This is a genomic window from Indioceanicola profundi, from assembly GCF_003568845.1.
Lineage (GTDB): Bacteria > Pseudomonadota > Alphaproteobacteria > Azospirillales > Azospirillaceae > Indioceanicola > Indioceanicola profundi.
On record NZ_CP030126.1, the window covers coordinates 1,262,328 to 1,288,660 of the forward strand.

Below are 26,333 nucleotides of genomic sequence, written 5' to 3' on the forward strand. Positions count from 1 at the left end.
TACGGCAGGTGCCGGACTTATCTCCTCTCCGGCAGCACCTTGCCCGGATTCAGCAGCCCCTGCGGGTCCAGCGCCTGCTTCAGGCGGTGCATCAGCTCCAGCTCCACCGGGGTTTTGACCACCACCATCTCATCCCGCTTGCGGGTGCCGATGCCGTGTTCGGCGCTGATGGAGCCGCCGAGGTCGATCACGGCGGCGTGGACGATGCCGGTGATCTCCTTGGACCGGGCCAGATAGTCGGGGCCGTCCATATCCTCCGGCCGGGCGACGTTGTAGTGCAGGTTCCCGTCGCCGAGATGGCCGAAAGGATAGGGGCGGATGCCGGGCATCAAGGCTTCCAGCTCCCGCCCGGCGCGCGCGATCATGTCGGGCACGCGGGCGACGGGAACGGAGATGTCGTGGTGGACGGCGCCGCCCACCTTGCGCCCGATCTCCGGCAGCCCTTCGCGCAGGCGCCAGAGCTGCCGGCGCTTGTCCTCCGTCTCGGCGAAGGTGGCGTCGGGGACGAGCCCGTCCTCCATGGCCCCGGCCAGGGCCTCTTCCGCCGCGTCGCGCAGGGCGGGGCCGGGCAGGCCGCCGGTCAGCTCCATCAGCACATACCAGGGGGCGGGCTCCGACAGCGGGTCCAGGCTTTCCCCCAGATAGGCGCGGGCACCGTCGATGGCGAAGCGCGGCATCAGCTCGAAGGCGCTCAGCGCCTCGCCGGTCGCGGTGCGGATGCGGGCCAGCAGCTCCACCGCCGCCGCCGGGCTGGCTACGCCGGCCAGGGCGGTTTCCGTCCGGCGCGGGCGCGGGAACAGCTTCAGCGTGGCCGCGGTGATGATGCCCAGCGTTCCCTCGGAACCGAGGAAGAGCTGCTTCAGATCGTAGCCGGTATTGTCCTTCCGCAGGGCGCGCAGCCCGTTCCAGACCCGCCCGTCGGCCAGCACCACCTCCAGCCCCAGCACTAGGTCGCGGGCATTGCCGTAGCGGATGGTCAGAATGCCGCCGGCATTGCTGGACAGGTTGCCGCCGATGGTGCAGGTGCCCTCCGCCCCCAGGCTCAAGGGGAACAGCCGGTCCACCTCGGCCGCCGCGGCCTGGACATCCGCCAGGATGCAGCCGGCCTCCACCGTCGCGGCATAGTCCAGCGGGTCGATGGAGCGGATGCGGTTCATCCGGCCGAGATTCAGCAGAACCGCGCCCAGCCCTTCCCGCGCCACGGTGCCGCCCACCAGACCGGTATTGCCGCCCTGCGGGATCAGGGGCACGCCGGCCTCTCCGCACAGCCGCACCACCGCCGTCACCTCCTCCGTGCTGCCGGGGCGGAGCACGGCGGCCGGATGGGTGGTCTCGATCCCACGCCACTCGAAGGCATAGGGCGCCATTTCCGCACCGGTCAGCACATTGCCGGGGCCGAGAAGCTCGGACAGGCGGGGAAGCAGGTCTGCGGCGGTCATGGCGTTTCTCCTACCTGGGGGCTGCGGCGCGGCGGAGACGGTCGTTGATGGCGATGCCGAGCCCGACCTCCGGGATCGGCATCACGGCGATCCCCTTGCAGCACGGCTTGTCCAGGGCGCGCAGCATGGCGAACAGGTTGGCTGCCGCCTCATGCAGGTCGCCGGTGGGCGACAGGTTCAGCCGCTCATGCCCGCCCCGGATGAACTGGTCCGGCCCGAAGGCCAGGAAACCCTCATCGTCGTTGGGGGCGGCGGCGTTCAGGCGGACCGGCAGGCTCGGGGCGTAATGGCTTGTCAGCATGCCGGGCGCCTTCACGCCGGCCTCCGCCCCCGCCAGCTCCACCGGTCCCAGCACCCGCTCCAGCTCCTCCCGCGTGACGGAGCCGGGGCGCAGCAGCATGGGCACATCGCCGGTCAGGTCCAGCACCGTAGACTCGACCCCGACCGGGCAGCGCCCCGCGGCCAGGATCAGCTTCAGCAAGCCGCCGCCGCCGTCCGGGAACTCCTCCGCCACATGGATCGGGGCCGTGGGACTGACATGGCCGGAGACATTGGCGCTCGGTGCGGCGATGGGGCGGCCAGCCGCCTCCAACAGGGCGCGCGCCGCCGGATGGGCGGGCGCCCGCACGGCCACCGTGTCCAGCCCGGCGCTGACCAGCAGGCTCAACGGCGCGTCCGCCCGGCGGGGCAGCACCAGGGTCAGCGGTCCGGGCCAGAACAGCTCAATCACCTGCTGCGCACGATCGTCCACATGGACCAGCCGCTCGGCCTCCGCCTCGCCCGGCACATGGACGATCAAGGGGTTGAAGCTGGGGCGGCCCTTGGCCTGGAAAATAGCGGCCACGGCCTTGTCGTTGCCGGCGTCGGCGCCAAGCCCATAGACCGTTTCGGTAGGGAAGGCGACAAGACCGCCATCCGCCAGCACGGACGCCGCCCGTTTCAGCGCGTCGGCGCTGACTTGCATCACCTGCGGCGGCTGTGGGCCGGACTCGGTCATGGAATAGCTTCCTCCTGGCGGTCGGGACTTGTTCTAGCGCCGCGCAATGGCTCCTGTCCAAGGGTTCGGGCCGTTTGTGCGCTGCACGCTTGGCAAAGCTCGGCGGGACCTTCACACTCCGGCCTGAGCTATCGGAACAGAAGGCGGGGCATCATGGCGGCGCGCATCGTCACCATCGCGCAGCAGAAGGGTGGCGCGGGCAAGACCACGCTGGCCATCCACCTGGCCATGGCCTGGTGCCTGGCCGGGAAGCGGGTCGCCACAGTGGATATCGACCCCCAGGGCAGCATGACGGAATGGCACCGGACCCGCATGGCCTCCCTGACGAATGGAGAGGCCGGCCCTGAACATGTTCAGCTTTCCGGCTGGCGCGTGCAGAAAGAGGTGGAGCGGCTAGCCAAGGAGAATGAGGTCGTCGTGATCGACAGCCCACCCCATGCGGAGACGGAGGCGAAGATCGCGGTGCGCTGCGCCTCCCTGGTCGTGGTACCGGTGCAGCCCAGTCCCATGGACCTTTGGGCGACCCGCCCGACCCTGGAGCTTGCGAAGGCGGAGAAGCGCAAAGTCCTGCTGGTCCTGAACCGCGTCCCGTCCCGCGGCAATCTGGTGGATACCGTTTCCTCCAAGGCTGCGGAGCTGGGCGTGCCCGTCGCGGATGCCACCATCGGCAACCGCATCGGTTTCGCCGGCGCGATCATGGAAGGGCTGACCCTCATGGAGACCGAGCGGCGGGCCAAGGGCGTGGAGGAGATCGAGGAACTGGCGGCGGAGATATGGAAGCGGGCGGGATAAGCGCCGGTTCCGGCCCGGCGGGTTACTCCGCCGCGGCCGCTGGCGCCTGATCCAACCACCCGTCCAGATCGGCCAGCGCACGCCGGGTGTAGCCGAGCTTGCGCTCCTTGCCATGCAGTTCCTTGCCGTTGGGCTGGCGCGCGTCCAGGGGCGGGAAGAGACCGAAATTCACGTTCATGGGCTGGAACGTCTCCGCTTCCGCCCCGCCGGTGATATGGCCCAGCAGCGCTCCCAACGCTGTTGTCGGCGGCGGAGCGGGCAGTGGACGCCCTAGACGCTCCGCGGCGGCGAACCTGCCGGCCATCAGGCCCACGGCAGCGCTCTCCACATAGCCTTCGCAGCCGGTGATCTGGCCGGCGAAGCGGAGGCGCGGCAGCTTCTTCATGCGCAACGTCCCGTCCAGCAGGCGTGGACTGTTGATGAAGGTGTTCCGGTGCAGGCCGCCCAGCCGGGCGAACTCGGCATTCTCAAGCCCCGGGATCATGCGGAAGACCCGGGACTGTTCCCCGTATTTCAGCTTTGTCTGGAAGCCGACGAGGTTGTAGAGCGTGCCCAGGGCATTATCCTGGCGGAGCTGGACCACGGCATAGGGCCGGCGGCCTGTATGCGGGTTGGTCAGACCCACAGGCTTCATGGGGCCGTAGCGCAGAGTGTCGACCCCGCGCTCCGCCATCACCTCGATAGGCAGGCACCCGTCGAAGTAGGGCGTGTTCTTCTCCCACTCCTTGAACTCGGTCTTCTCACCGGTGCGAAGTGCCTCGATGAAGGCCAGGTACTGGTCCTTGTCCATGGCGCAGTTGATGTAGTCCTTACCCGTACCTCCGGGGCCGGGCTTGTCGTACCGGGACTGGAACCAAGCCTTGGACAGGTCGATGCTGTCGAAATGAACGATCGGCGCAATAGCGTCGAAAAAGGCCAACTGGTCCTCTCCGGAGATCGACCGGACGGCTTCGGCCAGGGCAGGAGAGGTCAACGGTCCGGTAGCGATGATGACGCTGTCCCACTCATCCGGCGGCAGTCCCGCCACCTCGCCGCGGTCGATGGTCACCAGCGGATGATCTGCCAACGCCTGGGTCACGGCATCGGCGAAATGGTCTCGGTCCACGGCCAACGCGCCGCCAGCCGGCACCTTGTGCTGATCGCCGGCACGCAGGATCAGCGAGCCGCAGCGACGCATTTCCTCATGCAGCAGGCCGACGGCATTATACTCGGCATCGTCGGAGCGGAAAGAGTTGGAGCAGACCAGCTCCGCAAACTTATCCGTCGAATGAGCATCGGTCTTCCGCACCGGGCGCATTTCGTGCAGCACGACGGGAATGCCGGCCTGGACGAGCTGCCAGGCGGCCTCGCTGCCGGCGAGGCCGCCTCCGATGACATGGACGGGTGACGTGGAGCTGGCGCTGTTCTTCATCATGGGGGTTAGGAGTGGCGATGCCGAAGGCCAGCGTCAAGCCTTCCGGCCACATGCGGCGCGCATGGCTCAGATCAGGCGCGACGCGCGCCCGATATCGATCTAGAGTTGCTCCCGAAAGATATGGGCGGGAGCACCATGGAACTTGCAGGCAAGATTCTGGCCGGGACGGCTGTGACGCTGCTGACCCTGTTCATCGCGTGGCAGATATTCATCGCGTTCCGGATCGGGGCGCTGGAGCGGGAATATGGCGGCCTGCTGGATTTCTCGAACTTCCAGCTGAGCTGGAAGCCGAACCAGCACCTGCTCGCTCCGGCGGGAGCCACCGCTGCATCGGCTCATGGGGAGGCTCCCCTCTTCGCGGTCGCGCCGGAAAAGCTGCGCGATGCGCTGCTGGCGGTCGTCGAGGGCGAACCGCGGACGCGCATCGTGAGCCGGAGCGGTGACAGCATGGCCTTCACGGCCGTGCAGCAGACGGCCCTAATGCGCTTTCCGGATTTCGTCAGCATGGAAATCCGCCCCGTGGACGGCGGCAGCATGTTGCTGGTCTACAGCCGCGCGGTGTTCGGGGTTCGGGATTTCGGCGTCAATCAGAAGCGCGTCGAGGACTGGATCGCCAGGGTCCGCGCACGTCTCTGACGCCTAAATCGGCTATCAGAGACGCATCCGTCCGAAACTGGGCGCTGTCTGGACCCGTCGGCCATCCAGGATTTGGGCCAGCCGTTCCGCTGCTTTGCGGATACGCTCCGGCGTGCAGGCTGCGTAGCCGAGCACCAGACCGGAAAAATCGGTTCGGGCGGCTTGGAAGCTCGAGAGAGCCTGGAGTTCGATTCCGCGGGCGGCCGCCAGGGTCTCAAGCTCCGCCGCGGACAGCGGCAGGCCGGGATCGATCCTGGCGGTGAGGTGAAGCCCGGCCGGCGCGTCTTCGAGGTCCAGCGCGCCCGACCAGAGGCGCGAGGCGGCGTCCCGCAAAGCCTGCTGCCGCTCCGCATAGCTGCGACGGCTGCGGCGCAGATGGGAGGCAAGGTGCCCCTCGGCGATCAAGTCATGAACCGCCATCTGTTCCGGAAGCGGTACCGTATGTCCGAGGCGGCTCCGCAGGTCATGGGCGGCGCCCACCAGTTCCGGCGGCAGAACCAGCCAAGCCATCCGGACCGCCGGGACGAGGACACGGTCGAAGCTTCCGAGATGCAGGACCCGCCCCGCTTCGTCCAGCCCCTGGAGGGCGGCCAGGGGACGGCCCTCATACCGGTAACCGCCGTCGGCATCGTCCTCCAGAACCCAGGCGCCTGAGCGTCGCGCCCAGGATAACAGTGCCAGCCGCCGCCGCATCGGCATTACGCCGCCGGCCGGGAACTGCCAGCCGGGGGTCACAATGGCGAGCCTTGCGTCCGGCGCCATGCGTTGGGCCAATTCCGGATCGAACCCGTCCTGGTCCACAGCTACGAAGACGGGGCGGCCAGCGCGGGCCAGCAGGACGGCGCGCTGGGCGGGACAGCCGGGGTCTTCCAGCCAGACCTGGTCGCCGGCGGCGATCAGCAGGCTGGCAGCCAACTCCAATCCAGCCGTGCGCGAGGGAAGGATCAGAATCTGCTCGGGCTCGCACCGGAGGCCGCGGCTGGTTTGAAGATGAGTTGCCAGCATCCGCCGCAGGGGCAGCCATCCGCCGCCTGCATCGCGGCCCAGAACGGAGGGGCCGGCATCCCGCCAGCGGCGGATGATGAGGCGCTTCCAGATTTCGAGGTCGAACTGGTCGGTGGCGGGTAGCCCCGCCCGGAATGGCAGACTGTCGCCCGCCACGGCGCCGCGGGGGGCGCTGTCGGCCACCGCAGGGGCCGGCTGCACCGAAGAGGCCGCGACCCGCAGGGCCGGCGTCATCGCCTCGTCCGGAAGCCTGGATGTCACATAGGTGCCGGAGCCGATGCGGGTTTCCAGATAGCCTTCGGCGACCAGCCGGTCCACGGCAGCCACAACGGTGTTCCGTGAGACCCCCAGGTCACGGGAGAGCGTGCGGGTGGAAGGCAGGCGGTCACCGGCGCGGAAAGCGCCGTCAAGAATGGCGCTTCGGAGCCTTTCAAAGAGCTGCTCCTGCAGGGGGCTGGCCTGATCGCTGTGGAAGAGCTGGAGCAGAGGACCTTGCGAACTCTTCATGCGCTTTCACCTTCCGCCGCGTCGGAATTTGCCAGTCGGGGAGAGGAGGCGGCCGGACGATCGGAAGGCCGCCTCCCACCGGCGGAACGGGGCAATTCCACCGATCCCATCGGCTGGCGTCGCCAAGCCGCTGGAGGCTGACCGGCGGATGGCGACAGGGAAGAGGAAAGCAGACCGCTGTAACAGCGGCGTGTCCGGCCACGGACCTGTGTGAAACACTTCGTTTCCATTGGGGCCAGGAGTTACATTGGCGTAACAACAACCATATCGGCTCCGCTTTTGGGGAAGGTTAGACTCCGGCCATGAGCGACATGACCCACCTCCTGGTCGTGGATGACGACCGCGAGATCCGCGACCTGCTGACCCGGTATCTCAGCCGGCATGGATACCGCGTGACCGCGGCCAAGGACGGGCAGGAGATGCGCAAATACCTGGCCGACCGGAACATCGACCTGATCGTGCTCGACCTGATGATGCCGGGCGAGGACGGCCTTTCCCTCTGCCGCAGCCTTCGCGCCGAAGGCGGACCGCCTGTGGTCATGCTCTCGGCCATGGGGGAGGATGCCGACCGCATCCTGGGGCTGGAGATCGGGGCGGACGATTACCTGCCGAAGCCTTTCAATCCACGGGAACTGGTCGCCCGGATCAAGGCGGTGCTCAGGCGGTCGCACGTTGTAAACCAGGCGCAGGCGGCCCCTTCCGGCTCCATCAGTTTCTGCGGCTTCATCCTGGACCAGGCACAGCGCCGTTTGAGCGATGCCACGGGGGCGGAGGTGGTGCTGACGGCCGGGGAGTATGAGCTGCTCGTCGCACTCGCCAGCCGGCCGCGCCGCGTTCTGTCGCGCGACGACCTGCTGGAGATCACGCGGGGCCGCTCCGCCGGGCCGTTTGACCGCTCCATTGACGTGCAGATCAGCAGGCTACGCCGCAAAATCGAGCCAGATCCCGCCGACCCCACCATCATCAAGACGGTCCGCTCCGGCGGATACATCTTCTCACCCGAGGTTCAGACGCTATGAGGGCGGTGACCGACCGCATTTCCTACTCCATCTTCGCCGTGCTGGTGGGCGGCATCCTCCTGTCGCAGGCCATTGCGCTCGGCCTCTACCGGAGCGACCGGGCCGAGGCCGTGGCCGACGCGGAGGGTGGGCAGCTGGCCAACTGCCTCGACGGATTCGCCGCGGCTATCGAGGAGCAGCCGCAGGACATCCGCAGCTCGATCCTGCACCGCCTGAAGGAGAAGGAAATCGCCGTCCGCACGTCGGCTGGGCATGAAGTCACGCTCGACGTGTATGAGCGCAGCGACATACCCAGGAAACAGGTCAGTCCGGCGGTCTCCGTCCCACCATTCGGCTTTCCCACCGCCCCGCCGCCGGAGCCCAAGACCATCGAGGTGTCGCGGCAATTGAAGGACGGCACCTGGTTGAAGTTTCATGCGCCGGTCACCGCCACTGACGCGCTGAAGGAGCCGGGCTTTCTGGCTTCGCTGGCCGGCAGCGCCGCGGTTGCGATTCTGCTGTCCGCCTGGGTGCTTGGCTTCACGACGCGCCCGCTACGCCGGTTCGCCGCCGCCGCCAATCGCCTGGGCGTGGACATGAACGCCCCCTCCCTGGAGGAGAACGGACCGCGGGAAGTGCGGCTGGCCGCCAGCGCCTTCAATAAGATGCAGCGGCGGCTCAAGGCTTTTGTCGAGGACCGGACCCGGATGCTGGCCGCGGTCAGCCACGATCTCCGCACGCCCCTGACCCGGATGCGGCTACGCGCCGAATTCATCGACGATGATTCTGTGCGGGAAAAGATGCTGGATGATCTGGCGGAAATGGAGTCGATGATAGGCTCCACCCTCGCCTTCGCGCGGGACGAGGCGAATCAGGAGGCGATCCAGCCGCTGGACCTGAACGATCTGCTGGCAAAGCTGGCAGAGGATTGCCGGGAGGCCGGCCAGCCGGTGGGGCTGGTCCCGTCCGGGCGGCGGCTTCCGATTTTCGGCCGCCGCACAGCCCTGAAGCGCGCATTCGGCAATCTGATCGAGAATGCGGTGAAGTATGGCGGAAGCGCCGAACTTTCGCTGAGCAGCCGGGACGAAACGGTGGTCGTCGTCATCGACGACCACGGCCCCGGCATTCCGGATGTGGAGATGGAGAACGTATTCCGCCCCTTCTACAGGGTTGAAGGTTCCCGCTCCCGGGATACGGGCGGCACCGGGCTGGGCCTGTCGGTGGCGAACGACGTGGTCCGCGCCCATGGCGGCGAAATACGTCTGGAAAACAGGCCGGAGGGAGGATTGCGGGTTACCGTGCTGATCCCCCAGGTTTCGACCCCCTGAAGCTTCATTCCGCCTCCGCTTGGCAGTTGGGGACAACGGATCGATCTGATAACGTTCGGAAATCCGAAGGACTGCCGCGGCGGAGAAAGTCTGAATATGCCGATCCTCAACCGTATCGCCGAATTCCATACCGACATGACGGATTGGCGGCGCCAGATTCACGCGCACCCCGAACTCGGATTCGAGGAGTTCCAGACATCCGAACTGGTGGCGACGAAACTGGCCGATTGGGGAATCGAAGTGCATAGCGGTCTGGGCGGGACCGGCGTTGTCGGCGTGCTTCACGGAGCGGGCGGGCCGAATGGCAAGCGCATAGGTCTTCGCGCCGACATGGACGCGCTGCCCATGGAGGAGGAGAATTCGTTTCCCCACGCCTCGAAGGTGCCGGGCAAGATGCATGCCTGCGGGCATGACGGTCACACGACCATGCTGCTGGGCGCTGCCCGCTATCTGGCGGAGACCCGCAATTTCGACGGCACGGTGCATTTCATCTTTCAGCCGGCGGAAGAGGGAAAGGGCGGTGGCCGCCGCATGGTGGAGGAGGGGCTGTTCAGGCAGTTCCCCTGCGACATGGTCTTTGGCATGCACAACTGGCCGGACCTGCCGCCGGGTGAAATGATGGTGAAGCCTGGACCGGTCATGGCCGGTGCCGACCAGTTCGAGATACATATCGGCGGACGCGGCGGTCATGCCGCCCTGCCGCACCATTGCGTCGACCCGGTGGTGATCTCGGCCCAGATGATCCTGGCGATCCAGACCCTGGTCAGCCGCCGGCTCAGCCCTATCGACAGCGGCGTCGTGAGCGTGACGCAGGTGAATGCGGGCAGCGCCTACAACGTCATTCCGCAGGAAGTGACCTTGCGCGGCACCGTGCGCGCCCTGACGCCGGAAGTCCGCGACGCTCTGGAGGAGGGTCTGCGCCATCTGGTGCAGACCCTGCCGCCGGCGTTGGGAGGAACCGGTGAGCTGCGTTACAAAAGGGGCTATCCGCCTACGGTCAACCATGTGGAGCCGAGCGCCATCGCAGCTGCTGTGGCGGAGAAGGTTGTCGGTGCTGGACGCGTCCGCAACGACATGGGGCCGAGCATGGGAGCCGAGGATTTCTCCTTCATGCTGAATGAGCGGCCGGGCAGCTATGTCTGGCTGGGGCAGGGTGGTGCAGCCGCTGGCTGCATGCTCCACAACCCCAGATACGACTTCAATGACGATATACTGCCGATGGGCGCCAGCTTCTGGGCCGCGTTGGTGGAAACCACGCTGCCGCGGGCTGCCTGACATGCGGCTGGGCGCAGGGCTCGGAGCGGTGCTTTCGGGTTGCCTTGTGCTTGTCCCGCTGGCGGGCTGCGGCGGCGCCGGCGCCTGGTTGGCGGGAGAGCCTACCCAAACGGCCGGGGCAAGGCCTGCCGGTTCCGTACCGGGGCTTGTCGGCCGGGGAACCTGGACAGGCCAGATCAGCCTCGCGACCCGCCCCACCTTTCTCGTGGCGCGAACGCCAGAGGAGTGGCAGGCGCTGTGGGACCTCGTAGGGCAGCCTGTTCCGGGCCAGCTTCCCGATGATCTGATGGCGCTTGCCATCTTCATCGGTACCCGCACTACCGGCGGGTACGAGGTCCACATCACCAATGTCCGGATGGAGCGGCGCACCGGCCAGAGGGACAGGCTTCTGGTCGAGTATCGGGAGCGCAACCCGGACAGGGATGAGCGCACGGCGCAGACCCTGACATCGCCCTACACGATCGTACTGGTGGACCGGACGGACGCGACCGCCCGCTATGCCAGGGTGGAGGAGCGGCGGGGCATGACTCCGGGCTGAGTCTGCCACCGCCGTCATCGTATCAGCGATCCTCCCATTCCGGCTCGTCGGCGCTCAATATCTCGACTAGACGGCCGACGCGCCCCGTCGGCTGTCGTCCCAGGTGACCGCCGAGGTAATCGTCGGAGGCGAGCCACACACGCGCCTCCGTCAGCTCCGCCTGAGTGGCGCCGGTGGCGATGATGTCGGCTGTCCGCTGGTCGTCCAGGCGACCGCAGATCTCCGTGACCTGATCCCGGGTCAAGGGCATGTGATCTCTCCCGTTCTGGTACCGGATTTCCTTGGCAAGGGATGGCGTACCTGCTCAATTCCCTGCCTTGGAGCGGACAACGGAGCGGGCGCGGAGCCTGTTCCCGCGCCGCCTTCACGTCATCGAGATGTCATGGAGGGAAGAGCATGCAAGCGCGCACCGGCGGACAGATCATCGTCGATACGCTCTGCGCTCTTGGCGCCGATCTCGCATTCTGCGTCGCCGGAGAAAGCTACCTGGAGGTTCTCGATGCGGCGGTGGACAGGCCGGAACTGCGCCTGATTCCCTGCCGGCAGGAAGGCGGCGCCGCCTTCATGGCTGAGGCCCATGGCAAGCTGACCGGCAAGCCCGGCATCTGCCTCGTCACGCGCGGTCCCGGCGCCTGCAACGCCGCCATCGGGGTTCATACCGCCTTCCAGGACAGCACGCCCATGATCCTGCTGGTTGGCCAGGTGGCCCGGGACCAGCGCGACAGGGAGGCATTCCAGGAAATCGATTTCCGCCAGATGTTCGGCCCGGTGGCCAAATGGGCGGCGCAGATCGACGATGCTGCCCGCATCCCCGAATATCTAGTCCGCGCCTGGAGAACCGCCCTGTCTGGACGTCCCGGTCCCGTGGTGCTTGCCCTGCCGGAGGACATGCTGCGGGAACGCGCTGTCACCCGTGATCCCGCCGGCCCGCCGGTCATCCCTGTTCCGCACCCGGCAATACCGGATGTCCGCCGGCTCGCAGGAACGCTGGCCCAGGCGCAACGACCAATGGTCATCGTGGGCGGCGGCGGCTGGAGCGATGACGCCTGTGCCGCATTGGCGAGGATGACGGAGGCGTGGCAGGTGCCTGCTGCCTGTTCCTTCCGGCGTCAGGACATCCTGGACAATACCCATCCCTGTTATGCCGGCGACCTCGGGACCGGGCCGAACCCCGCGTTGCTGGAACGTGTGCGGGAAGCGGACCTGCTGCTGGTGCTGGGCGCACGGCTGGGAGAGATCACGACCCAGGGCTATGCCTTGGTGCAGCCGCCATTCCCTAGCGTTCCGCTGATCCATATACATGTGGATGCGGAGGAACTAGGGCGTGTCTATCAGCCGCAGCTGGCGATCCAGGCAGGTCCGGCCACCCTGCTGCGGGCACTGTCGGAGCTTACGCCCGGTGGGGCGGAGCAGCGGCGGGGCTGGGTGGAGCAGGTGCGTCAGAACTATCTGGACTGGCAGGTTCCCGGTGGTGCGAAGGGCGATCTGGACCTGGGCGCGTGCTTTACCTGGCTGCGCGACCGGCTGGCGGCCGATGCCATCGTGACCAACGACGCCGGGAATTTCAGCGGTTGGGGCCACAGGTTCCTACGTTACCGCCGGCCCGGCCGACAGCTTGCGCCGACAAATGGGGCGATGGGCTATGCCGTGCCAGCCGCCGTGGCCGCTAAGATTGCCCGCCCGGAGCGTGATGTCGTCTGCATGGTGGGGGATGGAGGCTTCCTGATGACCGGGCAGGAACTGGCCACCGCGATGCATGCCGGGGCGGCGCCGGTGATCCTGGTGTTCAACAACGGAATGTATGGCACCATCCGCATGCACCAGGAGATGCGGTTCCCGGGGCGCGTCAGCGCAACGACCCTGACCAATCCGGATTTCGCAGCCCTTGCTCGCTCCTATGGCGCATTGGGGCTGACGGTGTCCCGCACCGACGAGTTCGCGCCGGCTATTGAAGAAGCATTGGCGGCCGGCCATGCCGCGGTGATCGAGTTGCGCATGGACCCGGAGGTGATCACGACACGGACCACATTGTCCGCATTACGGGCCAAGGCGGAGGCGTCGAAAAGCTGAAAATCAGGGGGCGGGCACCTGCATACCCTTGGGCACAGCGGGACGCCCGCTTACCAGCTTGTGCCACCGGGACAGCCCTGGCCGCTGCTCGATCAGGCTGGAGTCGCCCTGGAAAATGGCATCAATGAAGGGATATGCCGCGATGTCCGCGATGCTGTAGTCCGTCCCGGCCAGATACTCCGCCTCTTCCAGGCGACGGCTCAGCGCGGACAGGCTGCGGGCGATCTCTTCGGAATAGAGATCGATGGCGTACTCGATCCGCTCCGGCGCCAGCACGTTGAAGCGAAAATGCCCGATCACGACCGGGGTGAAATCGGTCAGCACCAGCATCAGCCAGCACTGGCAGTCGGCCCGCGCTTCCGCTGTGGTAGGCAGGAAACGACCAGCTTTTTCCGCCAGATACCAGAGGATCGCGCCGGACCCGAAGATATGACGCTGGGTGCCATCCTCCTCCTCGGTGATGGCCGGGAATTTGGAAAGGGGGCTGATATGCTCGAATCCAGGGGTGGTGACCCTCCCGGCCTCAAAGCCGACCTGCTCCACACGGTATGGAAGGCCACACTCCTCCAACATGATGGAGGCGCGGTGTCCATGGGGGGTGCCGAAGGTGTGGAGCGTTATCATCCTGCCGCCCATGCACTTGTCCGGAACCGGCCGGCGGCCGGCATCGATCCTAGACTATGACACGGCATGAACAGCTTGGCAGCCCCGGACGTCACAGTTTGAGCGTCAGGGTCGAAGTGGTGCCGGCACCGCCGCGGATATCCAGATCCGCGCCAAGTTGTGTCGCCAGCGCTTCAACCAGCATCGCGGAGTTGTCGGCGTCCGTATCGAAACCGGGCGGAAGGGCGCGGCCGTTTCCTGTGACCGTCAGCCGAGCGACGCCGTCCTTCTCCTCCTCCAGGATGACCTCCATCCGGCCCTCGGCGGGATAGGCGTGGCGCAGGCCGCTCATCACCAGCTCATTGATGATCAGCCCGAGCGGCATGGCGGTGTAGAGGGAGGTGTGCAACGGCTCCGCATTCACCGAAACGTGAACCGGCGTCGGCAGGTCGCCGACATTGCCCAGCGCCGTCTCACAGATTTCCTCCGCATAGCGGGCCAGATTCACGCTGACTTCCGATCGGGCCTCATGAATCTGGCGGTAGAGAATGGCCAATACCTCGACCCGGAACATGGTCTGGTCATAGGCGGCGCGCGCCACCGGGTCGGCGATACGGTGATGCTGCAGCCGCAGCATGCTGATGACGAGTTGAAGGCTGTTCTTAGCGCGGTGCTGCAACTCCCGCAGGACCCGCTCGCGATCCGACAAAAGGCTCGAAAGGCTCCGGCAACGCTCGACCAACTCGTCACGCGACAGCTCGGACAAGCCGTCATCCTGCTGGGGCGTTCGCGCCGTGCCGGTAGCGAGGTCAGGTTTGGCCATGTCGAACCGGCTTCTCGTTTACGCTTAAGGACCTGTGTTCTAAACCACCCGCAGTGACGGATAAATTACGGCCTTTGTACTACCGCCTGGGCTATATCCACCGGACCCGATGGTTGGGGTGCCGCTCACTCGAACAGCCAAGCCAACAATCCCTTCTTTTTTGGCGGGAGCTTCCGGGCCGGGGCTGCCGGCTGTCTGGCGGGCGTCTTGCCCTCGACATATTCGGTCCGGAAACGCAGAAAATCCTCCTTGCGTCCGAACATGAACCGGACGTGCAACACCTGCCGACGCGCGCCGGTTTCCATATCCTGTTCCTGCTGCATGCCCAGGAATTCCAGCGCCCAGAGACCTTTGATGTTGTCCCGAATCCAATCCTCCGCCCGATCCATCTCCCCCTTGCCCCTCAACTTCAGCGTGGTTTCGAAATCGTAGAGCTGGCTCATGGTCCTGGTTTTCCGGGTGGGAGGATGCATCCGGCCGCAAAGCCGCGCAAAAAAGGATATACCCTCCTCGACATGGCGTCACACCGAAGTTATGTGCACGTGCCTGTGCCCGGAACCCGATTGGAAGCCGCATGAACCGGCAACGCCCCGTACGCCGCAGGATGTCCGGATTTGCCCACCTGTTCCTGTTTGCAGCCCTGGCGGCCCCGCTCTTTGGAATCACCGCATGCAGCGCGGCACCGGAGCAGGCGGCCGCGGTGTCCACACCCCTGGAATTGAGCGAGGACGGCAGGGAGCGGGTCGGCCGTCTGATGTTCCGCGGCGGTATCGTCCTGCGTGGCGATGACCCCAGGCTTGGCGGCCTGTCCGATATCAGGATCGGTGATGACGGAACGCAGTTCGCGGCCGTATCGGACAGTTCGGCTGCCCTGGTGGGGCGCTTGACCTACGACCAGACGGGTCGGCTTACAGGTGCCAAGGATATCGAGGTCGTTTCCCTGAACGGCGTCGATGGAACGCCGCTTTCCGGCAAGCAGGGCGATGCTGAAGGATTGGTTCGGCTGCCCGACGGCGGCTGGTTGGTCAGCTTCGAGCGGGAGCACAGGGTTCTGCACTATCCATCCGGTCTGGGACAAGGACGGCTGCGGCGTCTGAACCTGCCTGCGGAAGTCGCCGATCTGCCGACCAATGGTGGGTTGGAGGCCATGACCCGGCTGGCCGATGACCGTCTGCTGCTGATCGCGGAGGATGGGGAGAACGGAGTTCACCTTGCCTGGATCGGCCGGGAGGGCGAATGGACCACTCTCGGCTACCGCGCCCATCCTCCGTTTCTCCCGGTGAGCGCCGCGACCCTGCCCAACGGGGACCTGCTGGTACTGGAGCGAAGGGCGAGTTGGATCGGAGGGTGGGGCAACCGGATCGTTCTGGTGCCCGCTGCGAATCTGGAGCGGGCCGCAGATGGTCGCGGCATCCTGGAAGGAACGGAAATCGGGCGGATCGATCCGCCTATGACGGCTGACAATTACGAAGGTGTTGATGTCCGGGTCTCCAGCGACGGCCGGACACTGGTGTATCTGGTATCGGACGACAATTTCATGTTCACCCAGCGCACGATCATCCTGATGTTCGAGCTGTTGGCGGAGTAGCCAGCGCGAGACTTGCCGCCCCGGTAGGGGAGCGTGCTAGCGTCAGCGAAGACAAGACACCAGATGAGGCCCATGATGGATGGCCAGCTTCCGGCCCAGCCGGCTCCCAACGATCTCTCCGCCCATTGGATGCCGTTCACGGCCAATCGGCAGTTCAAGGCGGCTCCCCGCCTGCTGGTCTCCGCCGAGGGGATGTATTATCGCAGCCACGACGGGCGGCAGATCCTGGACGGAACGGCGGGCCTCTGGTGCGTGAACGCGGGCCATGCTCGAAAGCCCATCGTCGAGGCGATTCAGCGCTCGGCGGCGGAGCTGGATTTCGCGCCCGGTTTCCAGATGGGACATCCCGGCGCGTTTACCCTGGCCAGTAAGGTCGCCGCGCTGGCGCCCGGCGACCTGAACCATGTGTTCTTCACCAACTCCGGCTCCGAATCCGTAGATACGGCGCTGAAGATCGCCTTGGCCTACCACCGCGCCAGGGGCGAGGGACACCGGACCAAGCTGATCGGGCGGGAGCGGGGATACCACGGTGTCGGCTTCGGGGGCATGTCCGTCGGCGGCATCGTCAACAACCGGCGGGCCTATGGGCCGCTGCTGCCCGGCGTGGACCATCTGCCGCACACCCATGACCTGAAGCGCAACGCCTTCTCCAAGGGCCAGCCGGAGCATGGGGCCGAACTGGCGGATGAGCTGGAGCGGATCGTAGCCCTGCACGGGGCCGACACCATCGCCGCCGTTATCGTAGAGCCGATGGCCGGCTCGACCGGCGTGCTGATTCCGCCCAAGGGATATCTGGAGCGGCTGCGGGCGATCTGCGACCGGCATGGGCTGCTGCTGATCTTCGATGAGGTCATTACCGGCTTTGGCCGTCTAGGAACGCCGTTCGCAGCCGACTATTTCGGCGTCATGCCCGACATGATGACGACGGCGAAGGGGCTGACCAACGCGGCCGTGCCGATGGGCGCGGTGGTGGTGCGGGACTATATCCACGATGCCTTCATGAGCGGCCCCGAACACCTCATCGAGCTGTTCCATGGCTATACCTATTCCGGTCATCCGCTGGCCTGCGCAGCGGGAAATGCGACGCTCGACCTCTATGCGGCTGAAGGGCTGTTCCATCGGGCTGCGGAGATGGCGCCGGTGCTGGAGCGGGCAGTACACGGTCTGAAGGGCGTCCGCCATGTCATCGATGTACGGAACGTCGGGTTGGTGGCCGGCATTGAGCTGGAATCCCGTCCCGGCGCTCCGGGCACTCGTGCCTATGATACCTTCGTCCGCTGCTACGAGCGCGGCGTGCTGACCCGTACCACCGGCGACATCATCGCACTGAGCCCGCCGCTGATCGTGGAAGAAGCGCAGATCACGCAGATCGTGGAGACGATTGCGGACGTACTCGCAGGGATCGACTGACGGGTCCTCAATCCCCGGCCGCAATCGCGGCCGGGGCGCCCTTGCGTGCGGGCAGCACGGTCATGGCAAGCCCGATCAGGATCACGACGCCCGCGGCCAGCTTGATCGGCGTCAATGCCTCTCCCAGGAGCAGGGCTGCAAAGCTCATCCCGAAAACGGGAACGAGAAGGGAGAAGGGCGCCACCACCGTGGCGCTGTAGAGCTTCAGCAGATAGCTCCAGATTCCAAAGGCCAGCAACGTGGCCACCCACCCGTTGTAGAGAACGGCGAACCACCCGGTTGCGCTCAAGCCTGCCAGCGACTGGAACCCGGCCGGACCCTCGAACACCCAGGAGGCCAGGGCGAGGGGGATCGGCGGTACCAGGCTCATCCAGACCATGAGATGGAAGGCGTTTGTCGCCCTAGCCGCCTTCATCAGCATGTTGGCGACGGCCCATGACATGCCGGCGGCAAGGCACAGGGCCAGCCCAACGCGAGAACCGCCGCCGGGCAACTCGCTGGCAATCGCCGCAATGCCGGCGAAGGCCAGGATAATGCCAGCGATCTGCCGCGGACGCGGCCGGTCGCCCAGCAGCAATGCTGCCAGGATCACCGTGAAAAAGGCCTGCGACTGTATGACCAGACTCGCCAGTCCCGCCGGCATGCCGACCGACATGGCCAGGAACAGCAGCCCGAATTGGAACGTGCCCAGGAAAAGACCGATACCCAGGATATAGCGCCACGCTGCCGGCCGATTGAACCCGACCGCAGGCAGCAGGATCGCGCAGCTCGCGAAGCGCAGCCCGGTGAAGAGCAGGGGCGGCAGCTCCCGCAGGCCCCAACTGATGACCACGAAGACAAAGCCGCAGATCAGGGCACAGGCAAGGGCGAGCGGGATATGGATCGGGCGCATGATCCCGCAAGCCTGCACGAAACAGTGCAGGGGCGGAACCATCCGCCCCTGCATGGCTGGGTGTCCGGCACTGCTACTCCAGCGCGGCGTCGAGTGTGATGTCCACAGCCTTCAGGGCGCGGGAGACGGGGCAGTTCGCCTTAGCCTTCTCCGCCACTTCCTGAAACTTGTCTGCCCCGATGCCGGGGATGCTGGCGCGGGTGACGAGGTCGATGCGGGTGATGGCGAAGCCGCCGCCCTGCTTGTCGATATGAACCTTGGCGGTGGTGCGTACCCGCTCCGGCGTGAAGCCCTCCTGACCCAGCATCAGGGAAAAGGCCATTGAGAAGCAGCCCGCATGGGCGCCGGCAATCAGCTCCTCCGGGTTCGTGCCCGTGCCGGATTCGAAGCGGGAGGAGAAATTGTACTGGGTATCGAGGGCTCCGCTTTCGAGCTTCACCCGCCCGTTCCCGGCGGGAACGCCCCCGGTCCATTCGGCATCGGCGCTTCGGATCGGCATATCATCCTCCTTGGTGCTGGTTATGCCGGCGACAACAGATGAAAATCCGGGATGGAGGCGGGTCGGCTGATTTTTCTGTGCGGGCGGGTGCAGGAAAATTCCTGCCGCCACGTACCAGGATGGGGGGCGTGGTTCTTGCGTCCAGAGGAGTTCGACATGAAGGCCGGCAGATTGGCATCCAGGATCATTGGAGCGTGTCTGGTCCTTGCATTGGTTTCACCGCCCGTCCAGGCGTATGCACGGGACAATGACGACAGGGACGGGCGCGGCGGCCGGCACGAGCGAGACCGCGGCCCCGAATGGCGTCGCGACGATGAGCGCCGGAATGACCGGGACTGGCGCGACGACCGCCGTGGGCGGGATGATTGGCGGAGTCGCGACGACCGCCGGGACCGCTCAGACCCTCGATGGTCGCGCAATCGCTCCTACAACCCGCCCGGCTGGCACCGCACCTACAGGAATGTCGTTGTGGTGCGGCCCTATGGTCACCGCTATCACGGCTATGGCCATTACCACGACGACAGCAGCGCCTTCGCATGGCTTGGGCTGACGGCGATCACGCTGACCATCCTGAACGAGCTGAACGAAGCGCAGCAGCGCACGCTTGAGACAGCGCAGATTCATGCCACCACGGCGCCCATCGGCCAACCGGTGGTCTGGTCCGATGGTGCCGCGACTGGGCAGGTGGTCGCCCTACGGGAAGGCCGCACGCTCGATGGCATGTACTGCCGGGAGTTCCAGCAGACCGTGATTATCGGCGGCCGGGCGGAGGAGGCATATGGCACTGCCTGCATGCAGCCGGACGGAAGTTGGATGATCGTGGATCAGTGACGAACCGGCGGAGGGCTGCGACAGGGGGAATCAGCCCGCCAGGAACCAGCCTTCCGTCGCTTCATCGGCTGGAAAGAAAAGCTCCACCCGCAAATCCTGGAGCCCGGCGTCAAGCGGAGTGCCCAGGCTCGCGATGACGGACAGGAGGGAAAGGCGGACACCGTCCTGGACGAAACGGATGGTCAGAGCCGGAATAGCTGCCTCATCCACTGCGCCTGCGGACCCCGCGCCGGCGAGCGCTGGATGCGTCATGAGGCTCCGCAGAGGTTCCGGGTCTTCGGCCAGCGGATCTTCCAGCAGCGCTTCCGCCCGCAGCCGGCGAACCGTCCAGAGGGCGACTTCCCTGAAATTCTCCACCAGCCCCTCCACAGGCGGGGAGAACAGTGCCTGGACCAGGTTGATCGGCGGAGCGGAAGCGGCTTCCGGACCCAGAAGAAAGCCCAGCAGCCGCATGGCTCCCTCATTCGCCTGCACCAGATTGTAGTGCCGGTCCACGACCACGGCGGGAAACGGCTCCTGCCGCTCCAGCATCCGGTCCAGCACGGCCTGGATCGGCCTCATCTCCGGCGCTTCCGGCGGTCGGGTCCCATAGGCGGGAGCGAAGCCGGCGGCCAGCAGCATGGCGTCCTGATGACGGAGCGGTACGGCCAGTGCGCCCGCAAGATTCAGAACCATGCCGCGGCTTGGGCGCGCCCGGCCGGACTCCAGGAAGCTGATATGTCGCTGGCTGGTATCGCAGGTCAGCGCCAGATCGAGCTGGCTGGTTCCGCGGGACAGCCGCCAGCGCCGCAGCAATGTGCCGAAACCATTGGTGGGCCGGATTGCGGGACTGGCGGATCGCATCGTCGTCATGGGAGCAGCATGCTGCGAGCCGGAGCGCGCGTCCATTACCTGGCTGGTAATTGCGGCCGCAACGGCGTGGGCAGAGGGTGGTGGCGTCCCACGACCGATGGAGCATGCAATGACCCTCACCAACGCTCGTATCGAAACCTCTCGTTCCGAGTCCCCCTTCCGGTCCCGTTGGAGTTTCCATGGCTACGCCATCATATCGGCGTTGCTCGGGCTGGATCTGATCCTCTTTGGCGGTTGGATCGCGGATCGGGCGATCTCCTCCCAGGTTCTCGCCACCACCATGGATTTCGGCCTCTATGCCCGCGCCCTCGGCGTTGGGTGCGTCGCCTTTGGCGGATTGATAATCATCTCGGCGGGCCGCGGCACGCAATGGGCGGCGTTCGCGCCCGTCATGGCCGGTACAGCCGGCGCGGTCAGCGTGATGGGAGCGTTGGCCGGGCTGTCGGTGCTGACGGGCTTCGGGATCGGGCTTCTACTGGCGGCCGCCAGCCTCGATTTCCTGTTCATGGTGCTGATGCGCCGGGCGCTGGCCGGCTGATGGTGCGGTAACCCCATGCAACGGTGGAACGGCCGGGGCAGGCCGGGGTAGGGTGGAGACCGATCCCGTTCCGATGTCAGGCCATTGCCCCGTGACCGATCCCGGCTTCATCCACCTGCGCGTCCATTCCGCCTACTCGCTCTCCGAGGGGGCGATCAAGGTCAAGGAGCTGGTCAAGCTCTGCCAGAAGAACGGCATGCCGGCCGTCGCGGTGACCGATACCGGCAACCTGTTCGGCAGCCTGGAATTCTCCATGGCCGCCTCCGACGCCGGCATCCAGCCCATCATCGGGTGCCAGATGTGGGTGACGCCCTTCGGGCCGGTGAAGAAGCTGCGCGGTGCGGCCGCGGGGCCGGGGGCTGACCAGCTCGTCCTGATCGTACAGAGCGAGCAGGGCTACCGGAACCTGATGAAGCTGGTCTCCAAGGCGTTCCTGGAGACGGAGCCCGGCCTGCTGCCGCAGATCTCCGTGGACGACCTGCGGGGTCTGACCGACGGGCTGATCTGCCTGACCGGCGGCATCCATGGCGGCATCGGCCGGCTGCTGCTGGACGGGCAGAAGCCGCATGCGGTGGAGCTGCTGGACCTGCTGAAGGGCCTGTTCCCGGGGCGGCTCTATGTTGAGCTGATGCGCCATATGGAGGGGCAGATCGGGCAGGCGGAGGACCGGATCGAGGCCGACCTGATCGACCTCGCCTATACGCATGACATTCCGCTGGTCGCGACCAACGACGTCTATTTCTCGACGGAGGAGATGTATCCCGCCCATGACGCGCTGCTCTGCATCGCGGAGGGCGCCTATGTCATGCAGGAGGACCGGCGGCGTGTGACTCCGCATCACCGGTTCAAGTCCGCGGCCGAGATGCGCGAGCTGTTCGCCGATCTGCCGGAGGCGGTGGACAACACCGTCGTGATCGCCCGCCGCTGCGCCTACATGCCCAAGAAGGTGAACCCCATCCTTCCGCCGTTCCCCTGCGAGGGCGGTCGGACGGAGGAGGAGGAGCTGCGCGCCCAGGCACATGAAGGACTTACGACACGTCTTGAACGTTACGTCTTCACCAGCGGCATGGCCGAGGATGAGAAGGCGGCGACCGAGGCGGAGTACCGGAAGCGGCTGGAGTTCGAGCTGGACGTCATCGTGAAGATGAAGTTCCCCGGCTACTTCCTGATCGTGTCGGACTTCATCAAATGGGCGAAGAACCACGACATCCCCGTCGGGCCCGGCCGTGGTTCGGGTGCGGGCAGCCTCGTGGCCTGGTCGCTGTTCATTACCGACCTGGATCCAATACGTTACGGTCTGCTGTTCGAGCGCTTCCTGAACCCAGAACGCGTCTCCATGCCGGACTTCGACGTGGATTTCTGCCAGGACCGGCGCGAGGAGGTTATCAGGTACGTCCAGGACAAGTACGGCTACGACAAGGTCGCACAGATCATCACCTTCGGTAAGCTGCAGGCCCGCGCCGTGGTGCGCGACGTCGGCCGCGTGCTCCAGATGCCTTACGGGCAGGTTGATAAGATCTGCAAGATGATCCCGAACAATCCGGCCAACCCGGTCACCCTGGAACAGGCGATCGAGGGTGAGCCGCTGTTGCAGGACATGGAGAAGTCGGACGAGACCGTGGGCCGTCTGCTGGGCATCGCCCGGCGGCTGGAAGGGCTGTACCGCCACGCCTCCACCCACGCGGCCGGCGTCGTGATCGGCGACCGCCCGCTGGACGAGCTGGTGCCCCTCTACCGCGATCCGCGCTCGGACATGCCGGTCACCCAGTTGAACATGAAGTATGTGGAGCTGGCCGGGCTGGTGAAGTTCGACTTCCTGGGCCTGAAGACCCTGACCGTACTGCAAAAGGCGGTCGAGCTGGTGGCGGACCACGGGCCGAAGCTGGACCTGCTGAACCTGCCTATGGAGGATGAGAGGTCCTACGGGCTGCTGGGGCGGGCCGAGAGTTCCGGCGTGTTCCAGTTGGAATCCAGCGGCATGCGCGACGTTCTTCGCCGCATGAAGCCCAACCGGATCGAGGACATCATCGCACTGGTCTCCCTGTACCGGCCGGGCCCGATGGACAACATCCCGAAATACATCAAGGTGAAGTTCGGGGAGGAGAAGCCGGATTACATGCATCCGGCGCTGGAACCGATCCTGAAGGAGACCTTCGGGATCATGGTCTACCAGGAGCAGGTCATGCAGATCGCCCAGGTGCTGGCCGGCTACAGCCTCGGCGGCGCCGACCTGCTGCGCCGCGCCATGGGCAAGAAGATCAAGGAGGAGATGGAGAAGGAGCGGGCCAAGTTCATCAAGGGCGCCAAGGAGATCATGGGCGTCGATGAGGAGCAGTCCGGCCTGATCTTCGACCAGGTGAACAAGTTCGCCGGTTACGGCTTCAACAAGTCCCACGCCGCCGCCTACGCCCTGGTCGCCTACCAGACCGCCTATATGAAGGCGAACTACCCGGTCGAGTTCATGGCGGCGATCATGACGCTCGACCTCGGCAACACGGACAAGCTGAACCAGTTCAGGCAGGAGCTGGTTCGTTTGAAGATCAAGCTCTTGCCGCCCGACATCAACAAGTCGGGCGAGATCTTCACGGTGGAGACGCTGCCCGATGGGGAGCGTTGCGTGCGCTACGCGCTGGCGGCCGTGAAGGGCGTCGGTCTGCCCGCCATGCAGTCGGTCGTGGCGGAGCGGCGGAAGAACGGACCGTTCAAGGACATCTTCGATCTGGCCCGCAGGGTGGATACCCAGGCGCTGAACAAGCGCATGATGGAAAAGCTGGTCTGCGCCGGCGCGTTCGATTCCATGAACCGGAACCGCCAGCAGCTCTTCGCCGGGTTGGAGACCATCATGCGCTATGCGCAGTCGGTGGCGGCGGAGAAGGAAAGCGGCATGGGCAGCCTGTTCGGCGGTGCGCCGGGCGAAGGGCTGAAGGCGCCGGACCTGCCGAAGCTGTCCGACTGGGACAGCCTGGAGCGGCTGCGCCACGAGTTCGAGGCCATCGGCTTCTACCTCTCCGCCCACCCGCTGGACGGATTCGCCGCCGCCCTGAACCGGCTGAAGGTGGCGCGCTATGCCGACCTGCCGAAACTGGTGCGTGAAGGCAAGCCGACGCGCCAGCGCATGGCCGGGATCGTGGTGGCGAAACAGGAGCGCACGGCCAAGAGCGGCAACCGATTCGCCTTCATCTCCCTGTCCGACAGCTCCGGCGTGTACGAGGTGACCCTGTTCTCGGAGGCGTTGGCGCCCGCCCGCGAGCTGCTGGAGCCCGGCAGGGCCGTGGTCCTCTATGTGGACATCCAGCAGAACGGGGAGGAGTTGCGCCTGACCGGCAACGGGATCATGGCGCTGGAGGAGGAAGTCGCGAAGACCGCCGCCGGGCTGAAGGTGGTGCTGCGCGATCCCGAGCCGGTGGGCAACCTGCAATCCACCCTGGCCCGGCTGGCTCCCGGGCGCGGCAAGGTCACCATCACGGTGGAGATGGACCCTTTGCAGGAGGTGGAGATCACTCTGCCCAAAGCGTACCAGATCACCACGGCCGGTCGCGCCGCCATCAAGGCGATTCCGGGCGTGGTGGACGTGGTCGATCTCTGAGGAGCGGCGGCGGAGGCACTCAGATGGCTGGACCGCTCAGGATCTCCACCGCCTCCGCCAGCACCCGGCCGCCGGAGTCGGTCAGGCGGGTCTCACGCCCATAGAGGATGCTGCCGGGTGGGACCTGGAGCGCTTCCGCGAGGTCCCGATCGGCGGCCACCTGGAAAAATCGGAAAGGCCGGCTGCGGAATCGGATGCCGGCAGCCGCCAGTACGGCGCCGAAGGGCTGCCGCCCGGCGATCACCTGCTCCGCCACGGATGGGGGCAGGGCGTCCAGGCGAATGTCGATGAACCCCGCTTCCGACGGTAGCCCGCGGCGGATGCCGGCCAGGACCACTTCCCGTCGCAGTCGGCCGTCACGCAGGTCCGTACGGCGGACGGCGAGCCCCATCGGCTCTCCCCAGAACCGCTCCAGCGCCGCGGTCATGCCGCCGTCCTGGCCCAACACGCCGCGCAGGCCGTCCGGCACCTCCGCCAGCGCGACCGTTCCCATCTCCAGGGGCGGGAGTCCGGCCAGGACGCGGAAGGCGGTCAGAAGACCGGTGGAACTGAAGGGGGCTGTGTCTGTCTGCATCGGACCGGCAAGGGGCAGCGGCGGGCCGGACCATAATGGCGGCGGTTGCCCCTGCCAAGTGCGGCCGATCGCCAACGGGACGCGGGACGCCGCAGCCATGCAGGTGCCGGGCTTGCAATGGTGAAATGGCCGGAGTATGTAACCGCCGTCGTCAATCCCACACGCGGGCTTGCGGTGCGCTGTCGCATTTTTGCAGCGCCCCCATCCGGTGTTCCGAGGAACCTCCCGCAAGGGAAAGCCCAAGGAACAACGCCCGCGGAGGATCAACCGGAAAAGGACAGTTTTCCATGGCTATGCCTACCTTTACCATGCGCCAGCTTCTCGAAGCTGGCGTGCACTTCGGTCACCACACCCGCCGCTGGAACCCGAAGATGGCTCCGTACATCTTCGGCGTGCGCAACGGCGTGCACATCATCGACCTGGAGCAGACCGTTCCGATGCTGTACCGCGCCATGCAGGCGGTGCGGGACGTGACCGCCGGCGGCGGCCGCGTTCTGTTCGTCGGCACCAAGCGGGCCGCGCAGGAGAAGGTGGCCGAGGCCTCCAAGCGCTCCGGCCAGTACTATGTGAACCATCGCTGGCTCGGCGGCATGCTGACCAACTGGAAGACCATCTCCCAGTCGATCCGCCGCCTGAAGGAGATGGACGAGCAGCTGGCCGCCGGCGAGCAGTCGGGCCGCACCAAGAAGGAGCTGCTCAACATGACCCGCGACCGCGATAAGCTGGAGCGGGCCCTGGGCGGTATCCGTGACATGGGCGGCCTGCCGGACCTGCTGTTCATCATCGACACCAACAAGGAGTCGCTGGCCATTCAGGAAGCCAATAAGCTTGGCATCCCGGTCGTGGCCGTGGTTGACAGCAACAGCAACCCGGACGGCGTGACCTTCCCGATCCCGGGCAACGACGACGCCCTGCGCGCCATCGACACCTACTGCGATCTGATCGCCGGCGCCGTCCTGGACGGCCTGCAGGCCGAGATGAGCGCGGCCGGCATCGATATCGGCGCTTCCGAGGAGGCCCCGGCCGAGGACCTGCCGGAAGGTGACGAGGCCGCGACCACGGCCGAGGCGCAGGCTTAATTTCGTGTGTGCACGGCCGGCCCGTTCCCGCCGCGGGAGCAGGCCGGCCGTCATGCTGT

General features: G+C 66.2%; 25 protein-coding genes. 13 read left to right on the forward strand and 12 right to left on the reverse strand.

What is annotated here, in order from left to right; genetic code table 11:
• Positions 1-17: 17 nt before the first annotated feature.
• Positions 18-1,439, reverse strand: a complete 1,422-nt coding sequence (locus DOL89_RS05990) for an FAD-binding oxidoreductase (protein WP_119678314.1) — start codon at positions 1,437-1,439, stop codon at positions 18-20.
• 10 nt (positions 1,440-1,449) lie between these two features.
• On the reverse strand, positions 1,450-2,436 hold the full coding sequence (locus tag DOL89_RS05995; RefSeq protein ID WP_119678315.1) for an L-threonylcarbamoyladenylate synthase: 987 nt from the start codon (positions 2,434-2,436) through the stop codon (positions 1,450-1,452).
• Between the two features lie 153 nt (positions 2,437-2,589).
• Here DOL89_RS05995 and parA point away from each other — a divergent pair, with 153 nt between their 5' ends.
• Complete coding sequence (gene parA / locus DOL89_RS06000; protein WP_119678316.1) at positions 2,590-3,228, forward strand: ParA family partition ATPase; 639 nt, start codon at positions 2,590-2,592, stop codon at positions 3,226-3,228.
• A gap of 22 nt (positions 3,229-3,250) precedes the next feature.
• Here parA and trmFO read toward each other — a convergent pair whose 3' ends face one another.
• The gene (trmFO, locus tag DOL89_RS06005; RefSeq protein WP_119680283.1) at positions 3,251-4,639 is read right to left on the reverse strand and encodes a methylenetetrahydrofolate--tRNA-(uracil(54)-C(5))-methyltransferase (FADH(2)-oxidizing) TrmFO; all 1,389 of its coding nucleotides are present in this window, start codon (positions 4,637-4,639) and stop codon (positions 3,251-3,253) included.
• A gap of 138 nt (positions 4,640-4,777) precedes the next feature.
• On the opposite strand from trmFO, the gene DOL89_RS06010 reads away from it, so the two are divergent.
• Positions 4,778-5,278, forward strand: a complete 501-nt coding sequence (locus DOL89_RS06010) for a DUF1499 domain-containing protein (RefSeq protein ID WP_162937354.1) — start codon at positions 4,778-4,780, stop codon at positions 5,276-5,278.
• Positions 5,279-5,293: 15 nt separating this feature from the next.
• Here DOL89_RS06010 and pdxR read toward each other — a convergent pair whose 3' ends face one another.
• Positions 5,294-6,790: a MocR-like pyridoxine biosynthesis transcription factor PdxR gene (gene pdxR / locus DOL89_RS06015; RefSeq protein WP_119678318.1), complete on the reverse strand. Its 1,497-nt coding sequence runs from the start codon at positions 6,788-6,790 to the stop codon at positions 5,294-5,296.
• A 302-nt stretch (positions 6,791-7,092) separates the two neighbouring features.
• Here pdxR and DOL89_RS06020 point away from each other — a divergent pair, with 302 nt between their 5' ends.
• The 4 genes from DOL89_RS06020 (at position 7,093) to DOL89_RS06035 (ending at position 10,929) form a co-directional block, all read left to right on the forward strand.
• Positions 7,093-7,809, forward strand: coding sequence for a response regulator (locus DOL89_RS06020; RefSeq protein WP_119678319.1), 717 nt, complete (start codon positions 7,093-7,095; stop codon positions 7,807-7,809).
• 5 nt (positions 7,810-7,814) lie between these two features.
• A complete protein-coding gene (locus tag DOL89_RS06025; RefSeq protein ID WP_162937355.1) occupies positions 7,815-9,116 on the forward strand; it encodes an ATP-binding protein in 1,302 nt (433 codons plus the stop codon).
• A gap of 96 nt (positions 9,117-9,212) precedes the next feature.
• A complete protein-coding gene (locus DOL89_RS06030; RefSeq protein WP_119678321.1) occupies positions 9,213-10,391 on the forward strand; it encodes a M20 aminoacylase family protein in 1,179 nt (392 codons plus the stop codon).
• 1 nt (position 10,392) lies between these two features.
• Entirely contained in the window at positions 10,393-10,929 is a 537-nt protein-coding gene (locus DOL89_RS06035; RefSeq protein ID WP_162937356.1) for a protease complex subunit PrcB family protein, read from the forward strand.
• Positions 10,930-10,951: 22 nt separating this feature from the next.
• On the opposite strand, the gene DOL89_RS06040 is transcribed toward DOL89_RS06035, so the two are convergent.
• On the reverse strand, positions 10,952-11,179 hold the full coding sequence (locus DOL89_RS06040) for a hypothetical protein (protein ID WP_119678323.1): 228 nt from the start codon (positions 11,177-11,179) through the stop codon (positions 10,952-10,954).
• Positions 11,180-11,325: 146 nt separating this feature from the next.
• Between DOL89_RS06040 and DOL89_RS06045 the strand changes: the two genes are divergently transcribed.
• Positions 11,326-12,999 (forward strand): thiamine pyrophosphate-binding protein, encoded by a 1,674-nt coding sequence (locus DOL89_RS06045; protein ID WP_119678324.1) that lies wholly within the window; start codon positions 11,326-11,328, stop codon positions 12,997-12,999.
• A 3-nt stretch (positions 13,000-13,002) separates the two neighbouring features.
• On the opposite strand, the gene DOL89_RS06050 is transcribed toward DOL89_RS06045, so the two are convergent.
• The 3 genes from DOL89_RS06050 to DOL89_RS06060 form a co-directional block, all read right to left on the reverse strand.
• Positions 13,003-13,635 (reverse strand): glutathione S-transferase family protein, encoded by a 633-nt coding sequence (locus tag DOL89_RS06050; RefSeq protein ID WP_225889920.1) that lies wholly within the window; start codon positions 13,633-13,635, stop codon positions 13,003-13,005.
• Between the two features lie 79 nt (positions 13,636-13,714).
• Positions 13,715-14,425, reverse strand: coding sequence for a sensor histidine kinase (locus tag DOL89_RS06055; protein ID WP_119678325.1), 711 nt, complete (start codon positions 14,423-14,425; stop codon positions 13,715-13,717).
• 125 nt (positions 14,426-14,550) lie between these two features.
• Positions 14,551-14,868 carry a hypothetical protein gene (locus tag DOL89_RS06060; protein ID WP_119678326.1) on the reverse strand — a complete coding sequence of 106 codons (318 nt, stop codon included), beginning with the start codon at positions 14,866-14,868 and terminating at the stop codon, positions 14,551-14,553.
• Positions 14,869-14,999: 131 nt separating this feature from the next.
• Between DOL89_RS06060 and DOL89_RS06065 the strand changes: the two genes are divergently transcribed.
• Both DOL89_RS06065 and DOL89_RS06070 read left to right on the forward strand, forming a co-directional pair.
• Complete coding sequence (locus DOL89_RS06065) at positions 15,000-16,013, forward strand: esterase-like activity of phytase family protein (protein ID WP_119678327.1); 1,014 nt, start codon at positions 15,000-15,002, stop codon at positions 16,011-16,013.
• A gap of 72 nt (positions 16,014-16,085) precedes the next feature.
• On the forward strand, positions 16,086-17,423 hold the full coding sequence (locus DOL89_RS06070; protein WP_404813481.1) for an aspartate aminotransferase family protein: 1,338 nt from the start codon (positions 16,086-16,088) through the stop codon (positions 17,421-17,423).
• Positions 17,424-17,430: 7 nt separating this feature from the next.
• On the opposite strand, the gene DOL89_RS06075 is transcribed toward DOL89_RS06070, so the two are convergent.
• Together DOL89_RS06075 and DOL89_RS06080 are read right to left on the reverse strand one after the other, a co-directional pair.
• Positions 17,431-18,315 (reverse strand): EamA family transporter, encoded by an 885-nt coding sequence (locus DOL89_RS06075; protein ID WP_119680286.1) that lies wholly within the window; start codon positions 18,313-18,315, stop codon positions 17,431-17,433.
• Positions 18,316-18,388: 73 nt separating this feature from the next.
• Positions 18,389-18,814 carry an OsmC family protein gene (locus DOL89_RS06080; protein ID WP_119678328.1) on the reverse strand — a complete coding sequence of 142 codons (426 nt, stop codon included), beginning with the start codon at positions 18,812-18,814 and terminating at the stop codon, positions 18,389-18,391.
• Between the two features lie 156 nt (positions 18,815-18,970).
• Between DOL89_RS06080 and DOL89_RS24755 the strand changes: the two genes are divergently transcribed.
• On the forward strand, positions 18,971-19,645 hold the full coding sequence (locus DOL89_RS24755; protein ID WP_162937357.1) for a hypothetical protein: 675 nt from the start codon (positions 18,971-18,973) through the stop codon (positions 19,643-19,645).
• A 30-nt stretch (positions 19,646-19,675) separates the two neighbouring features.
• On the opposite strand, the gene DOL89_RS06090 is transcribed toward DOL89_RS24755, so the two are convergent.
• Entirely contained in the window at positions 19,676-20,497 is an 822-nt protein-coding gene (locus DOL89_RS06090) for a helix-turn-helix domain-containing protein (RefSeq protein WP_162937358.1), read from the reverse strand.
• Positions 20,498-20,606: 109 nt separating this feature from the next.
• On the opposite strand from DOL89_RS06090, the gene DOL89_RS06095 reads away from it, so the two are divergent.
• Together DOL89_RS06095 and dnaE are read left to right on the forward strand one after the other, a co-directional pair.
• The gene (locus DOL89_RS06095; protein WP_119678331.1) at positions 20,607-21,035 is read left to right on the forward strand and encodes a hypothetical protein; all 429 of its coding nucleotides are present in this window, start codon (positions 20,607-20,609) and stop codon (positions 21,033-21,035) included.
• A gap of 73 nt (positions 21,036-21,108) precedes the next feature.
• On the forward strand, positions 21,109-24,621 hold the full coding sequence (gene dnaE, locus DOL89_RS06100) for a DNA polymerase III subunit alpha (RefSeq protein WP_119678332.1): 3,513 nt from the start codon (positions 21,109-21,111) through the stop codon (positions 24,619-24,621).
• Between the two features lie 19 nt (positions 24,622-24,640).
• Here dnaE and DOL89_RS06105 read toward each other — a convergent pair whose 3' ends face one another.
• Positions 24,641-25,195 carry a hypothetical protein gene (locus DOL89_RS06105; RefSeq protein ID WP_119678333.1) on the reverse strand — a complete coding sequence of 185 codons (555 nt, stop codon included), beginning with the start codon at positions 25,193-25,195 and terminating at the stop codon, positions 24,641-24,643.
• Between the two features lie 287 nt (positions 25,196-25,482).
• On the opposite strand from DOL89_RS06105, the gene rpsB reads away from it, so the two are divergent.
• Positions 25,483-26,274, forward strand: coding sequence for a 30S ribosomal protein S2 (gene rpsB, locus DOL89_RS06110; protein ID WP_119678334.1), 792 nt, complete (start codon positions 25,483-25,485; stop codon positions 26,272-26,274).
• The last annotated feature ends 59 nt before the right edge of the window (positions 26,275-26,333 follow it).

Coding starts and splice junctions, on each gene's coding strand:
- DOL89_RS05990 (WP_119678314.1), bottom strand. CDS start 1,439: ATGACCGCCGCAGACCTGCTTCCCCGCCTGTCCGAGCTTCTCGGCCCC.
- DOL89_RS05995 (WP_119678315.1), bottom strand. CDS start 2,436: ATGACCGAGTCCGGCCCACAGCCGCCGCAGGTGATGCAAGTCAGCGCC.
- parA (WP_119678316.1), top strand. CDS start 2,590: ATGGCGGCGCGCATCGTCACCATCGCGCAGCAGAAGGGTGGCGCGGGC.
- trmFO (WP_119680283.1), bottom strand. CDS start 4,639: ATGAAGAACAGCGCCAGCTCCACGTCACCCGTCCATGTCATCGGAGGC.
- DOL89_RS06010 (WP_162937354.1), top strand. CDS start 4,778: ATGGAACTTGCAGGCAAGATTCTGGCCGGGACGGCTGTGACGCTGCTG.
- pdxR (WP_119678318.1), bottom strand. CDS start 6,790: ATGAAGAGTTCGCAAGGTCCTCTGCTCCAGCTCTTCCACAGCGATCAG.
- DOL89_RS06020 (WP_119678319.1), top strand. CDS start 7,093: ATGAGCGACATGACCCACCTCCTGGTCGTGGATGACGACCGCGAGATC.
- DOL89_RS06030 (WP_119678321.1), top strand. CDS start 9,213: ATGCCGATCCTCAACCGTATCGCCGAATTCCATACCGACATGACGGAT.
- DOL89_RS06035 (WP_162937356.1), top strand. CDS start 10,393: ATGCGGCTGGGCGCAGGGCTCGGAGCGGTGCTTTCGGGTTGCCTTGTG.
- DOL89_RS06040 (WP_119678323.1), bottom strand. CDS start 11,179: ATGCCCTTGACCCGGGATCAGGTCACGGAGATCTGCGGTCGCCTGGAC.
- DOL89_RS06045 (WP_119678324.1), top strand. CDS start 11,326: ATGCAAGCGCGCACCGGCGGACAGATCATCGTCGATACGCTCTGCGCT.
- DOL89_RS06050 (WP_225889920.1), bottom strand. CDS start 13,635: ATGGGCGGCAGGATGATAACGCTCCACACCTTCGGCACCCCCCATGGA.
- DOL89_RS06055 (WP_119678325.1), bottom strand. CDS start 14,425: ATGGCCAAACCTGACCTCGCTACCGGCACGGCGCGAACGCCCCAGCAG.
- DOL89_RS06060 (WP_119678326.1), bottom strand. CDS start 14,868: ATGAGCCAGCTCTACGATTTCGAAACCACGCTGAAGTTGAGGGGCAAG.
- DOL89_RS06065 (WP_119678327.1), top strand. CDS start 15,000: ATGAACCGGCAACGCCCCGTACGCCGCAGGATGTCCGGATTTGCCCAC.
- DOL89_RS06070 (WP_404813481.1), top strand. CDS start 16,086: ATGATGGATGGCCAGCTTCCGGCCCAGCCGGCTCCCAACGATCTCTCC.
- DOL89_RS06075 (WP_119680286.1), bottom strand. CDS start 18,315: ATGCGCCCGATCCATATCCCGCTCGCCCTTGCCTGTGCCCTGATCTGC.
- DOL89_RS06080 (WP_119678328.1), bottom strand. CDS start 18,814: ATGCCGATCCGAAGCGCCGATGCCGAATGGACCGGGGGCGTTCCCGCC.
- DOL89_RS24755 (WP_162937357.1), top strand. CDS start 18,971: ATGAAGGCCGGCAGATTGGCATCCAGGATCATTGGAGCGTGTCTGGTC.
- DOL89_RS06090 (WP_162937358.1), bottom strand. CDS start 20,497: ATGACGACGATGCGATCCGCCAGTCCCGCAATCCGGCCCACCAATGGT.
- DOL89_RS06095 (WP_119678331.1), top strand. CDS start 20,607: ATGACCCTCACCAACGCTCGTATCGAAACCTCTCGTTCCGAGTCCCCC.
- dnaE (WP_119678332.1), top strand. CDS start 21,109: ATGTCAGGCCATTGCCCCGTGACCGATCCCGGCTTCATCCACCTGCGC.
- DOL89_RS06105 (WP_119678333.1), bottom strand. CDS start 25,195: ATGCAGACAGACACAGCCCCCTTCAGTTCCACCGGTCTTCTGACCGCC.
- rpsB (WP_119678334.1), top strand. CDS start 25,483: ATGGCTATGCCTACCTTTACCATGCGCCAGCTTCTCGAAGCTGGCGTG.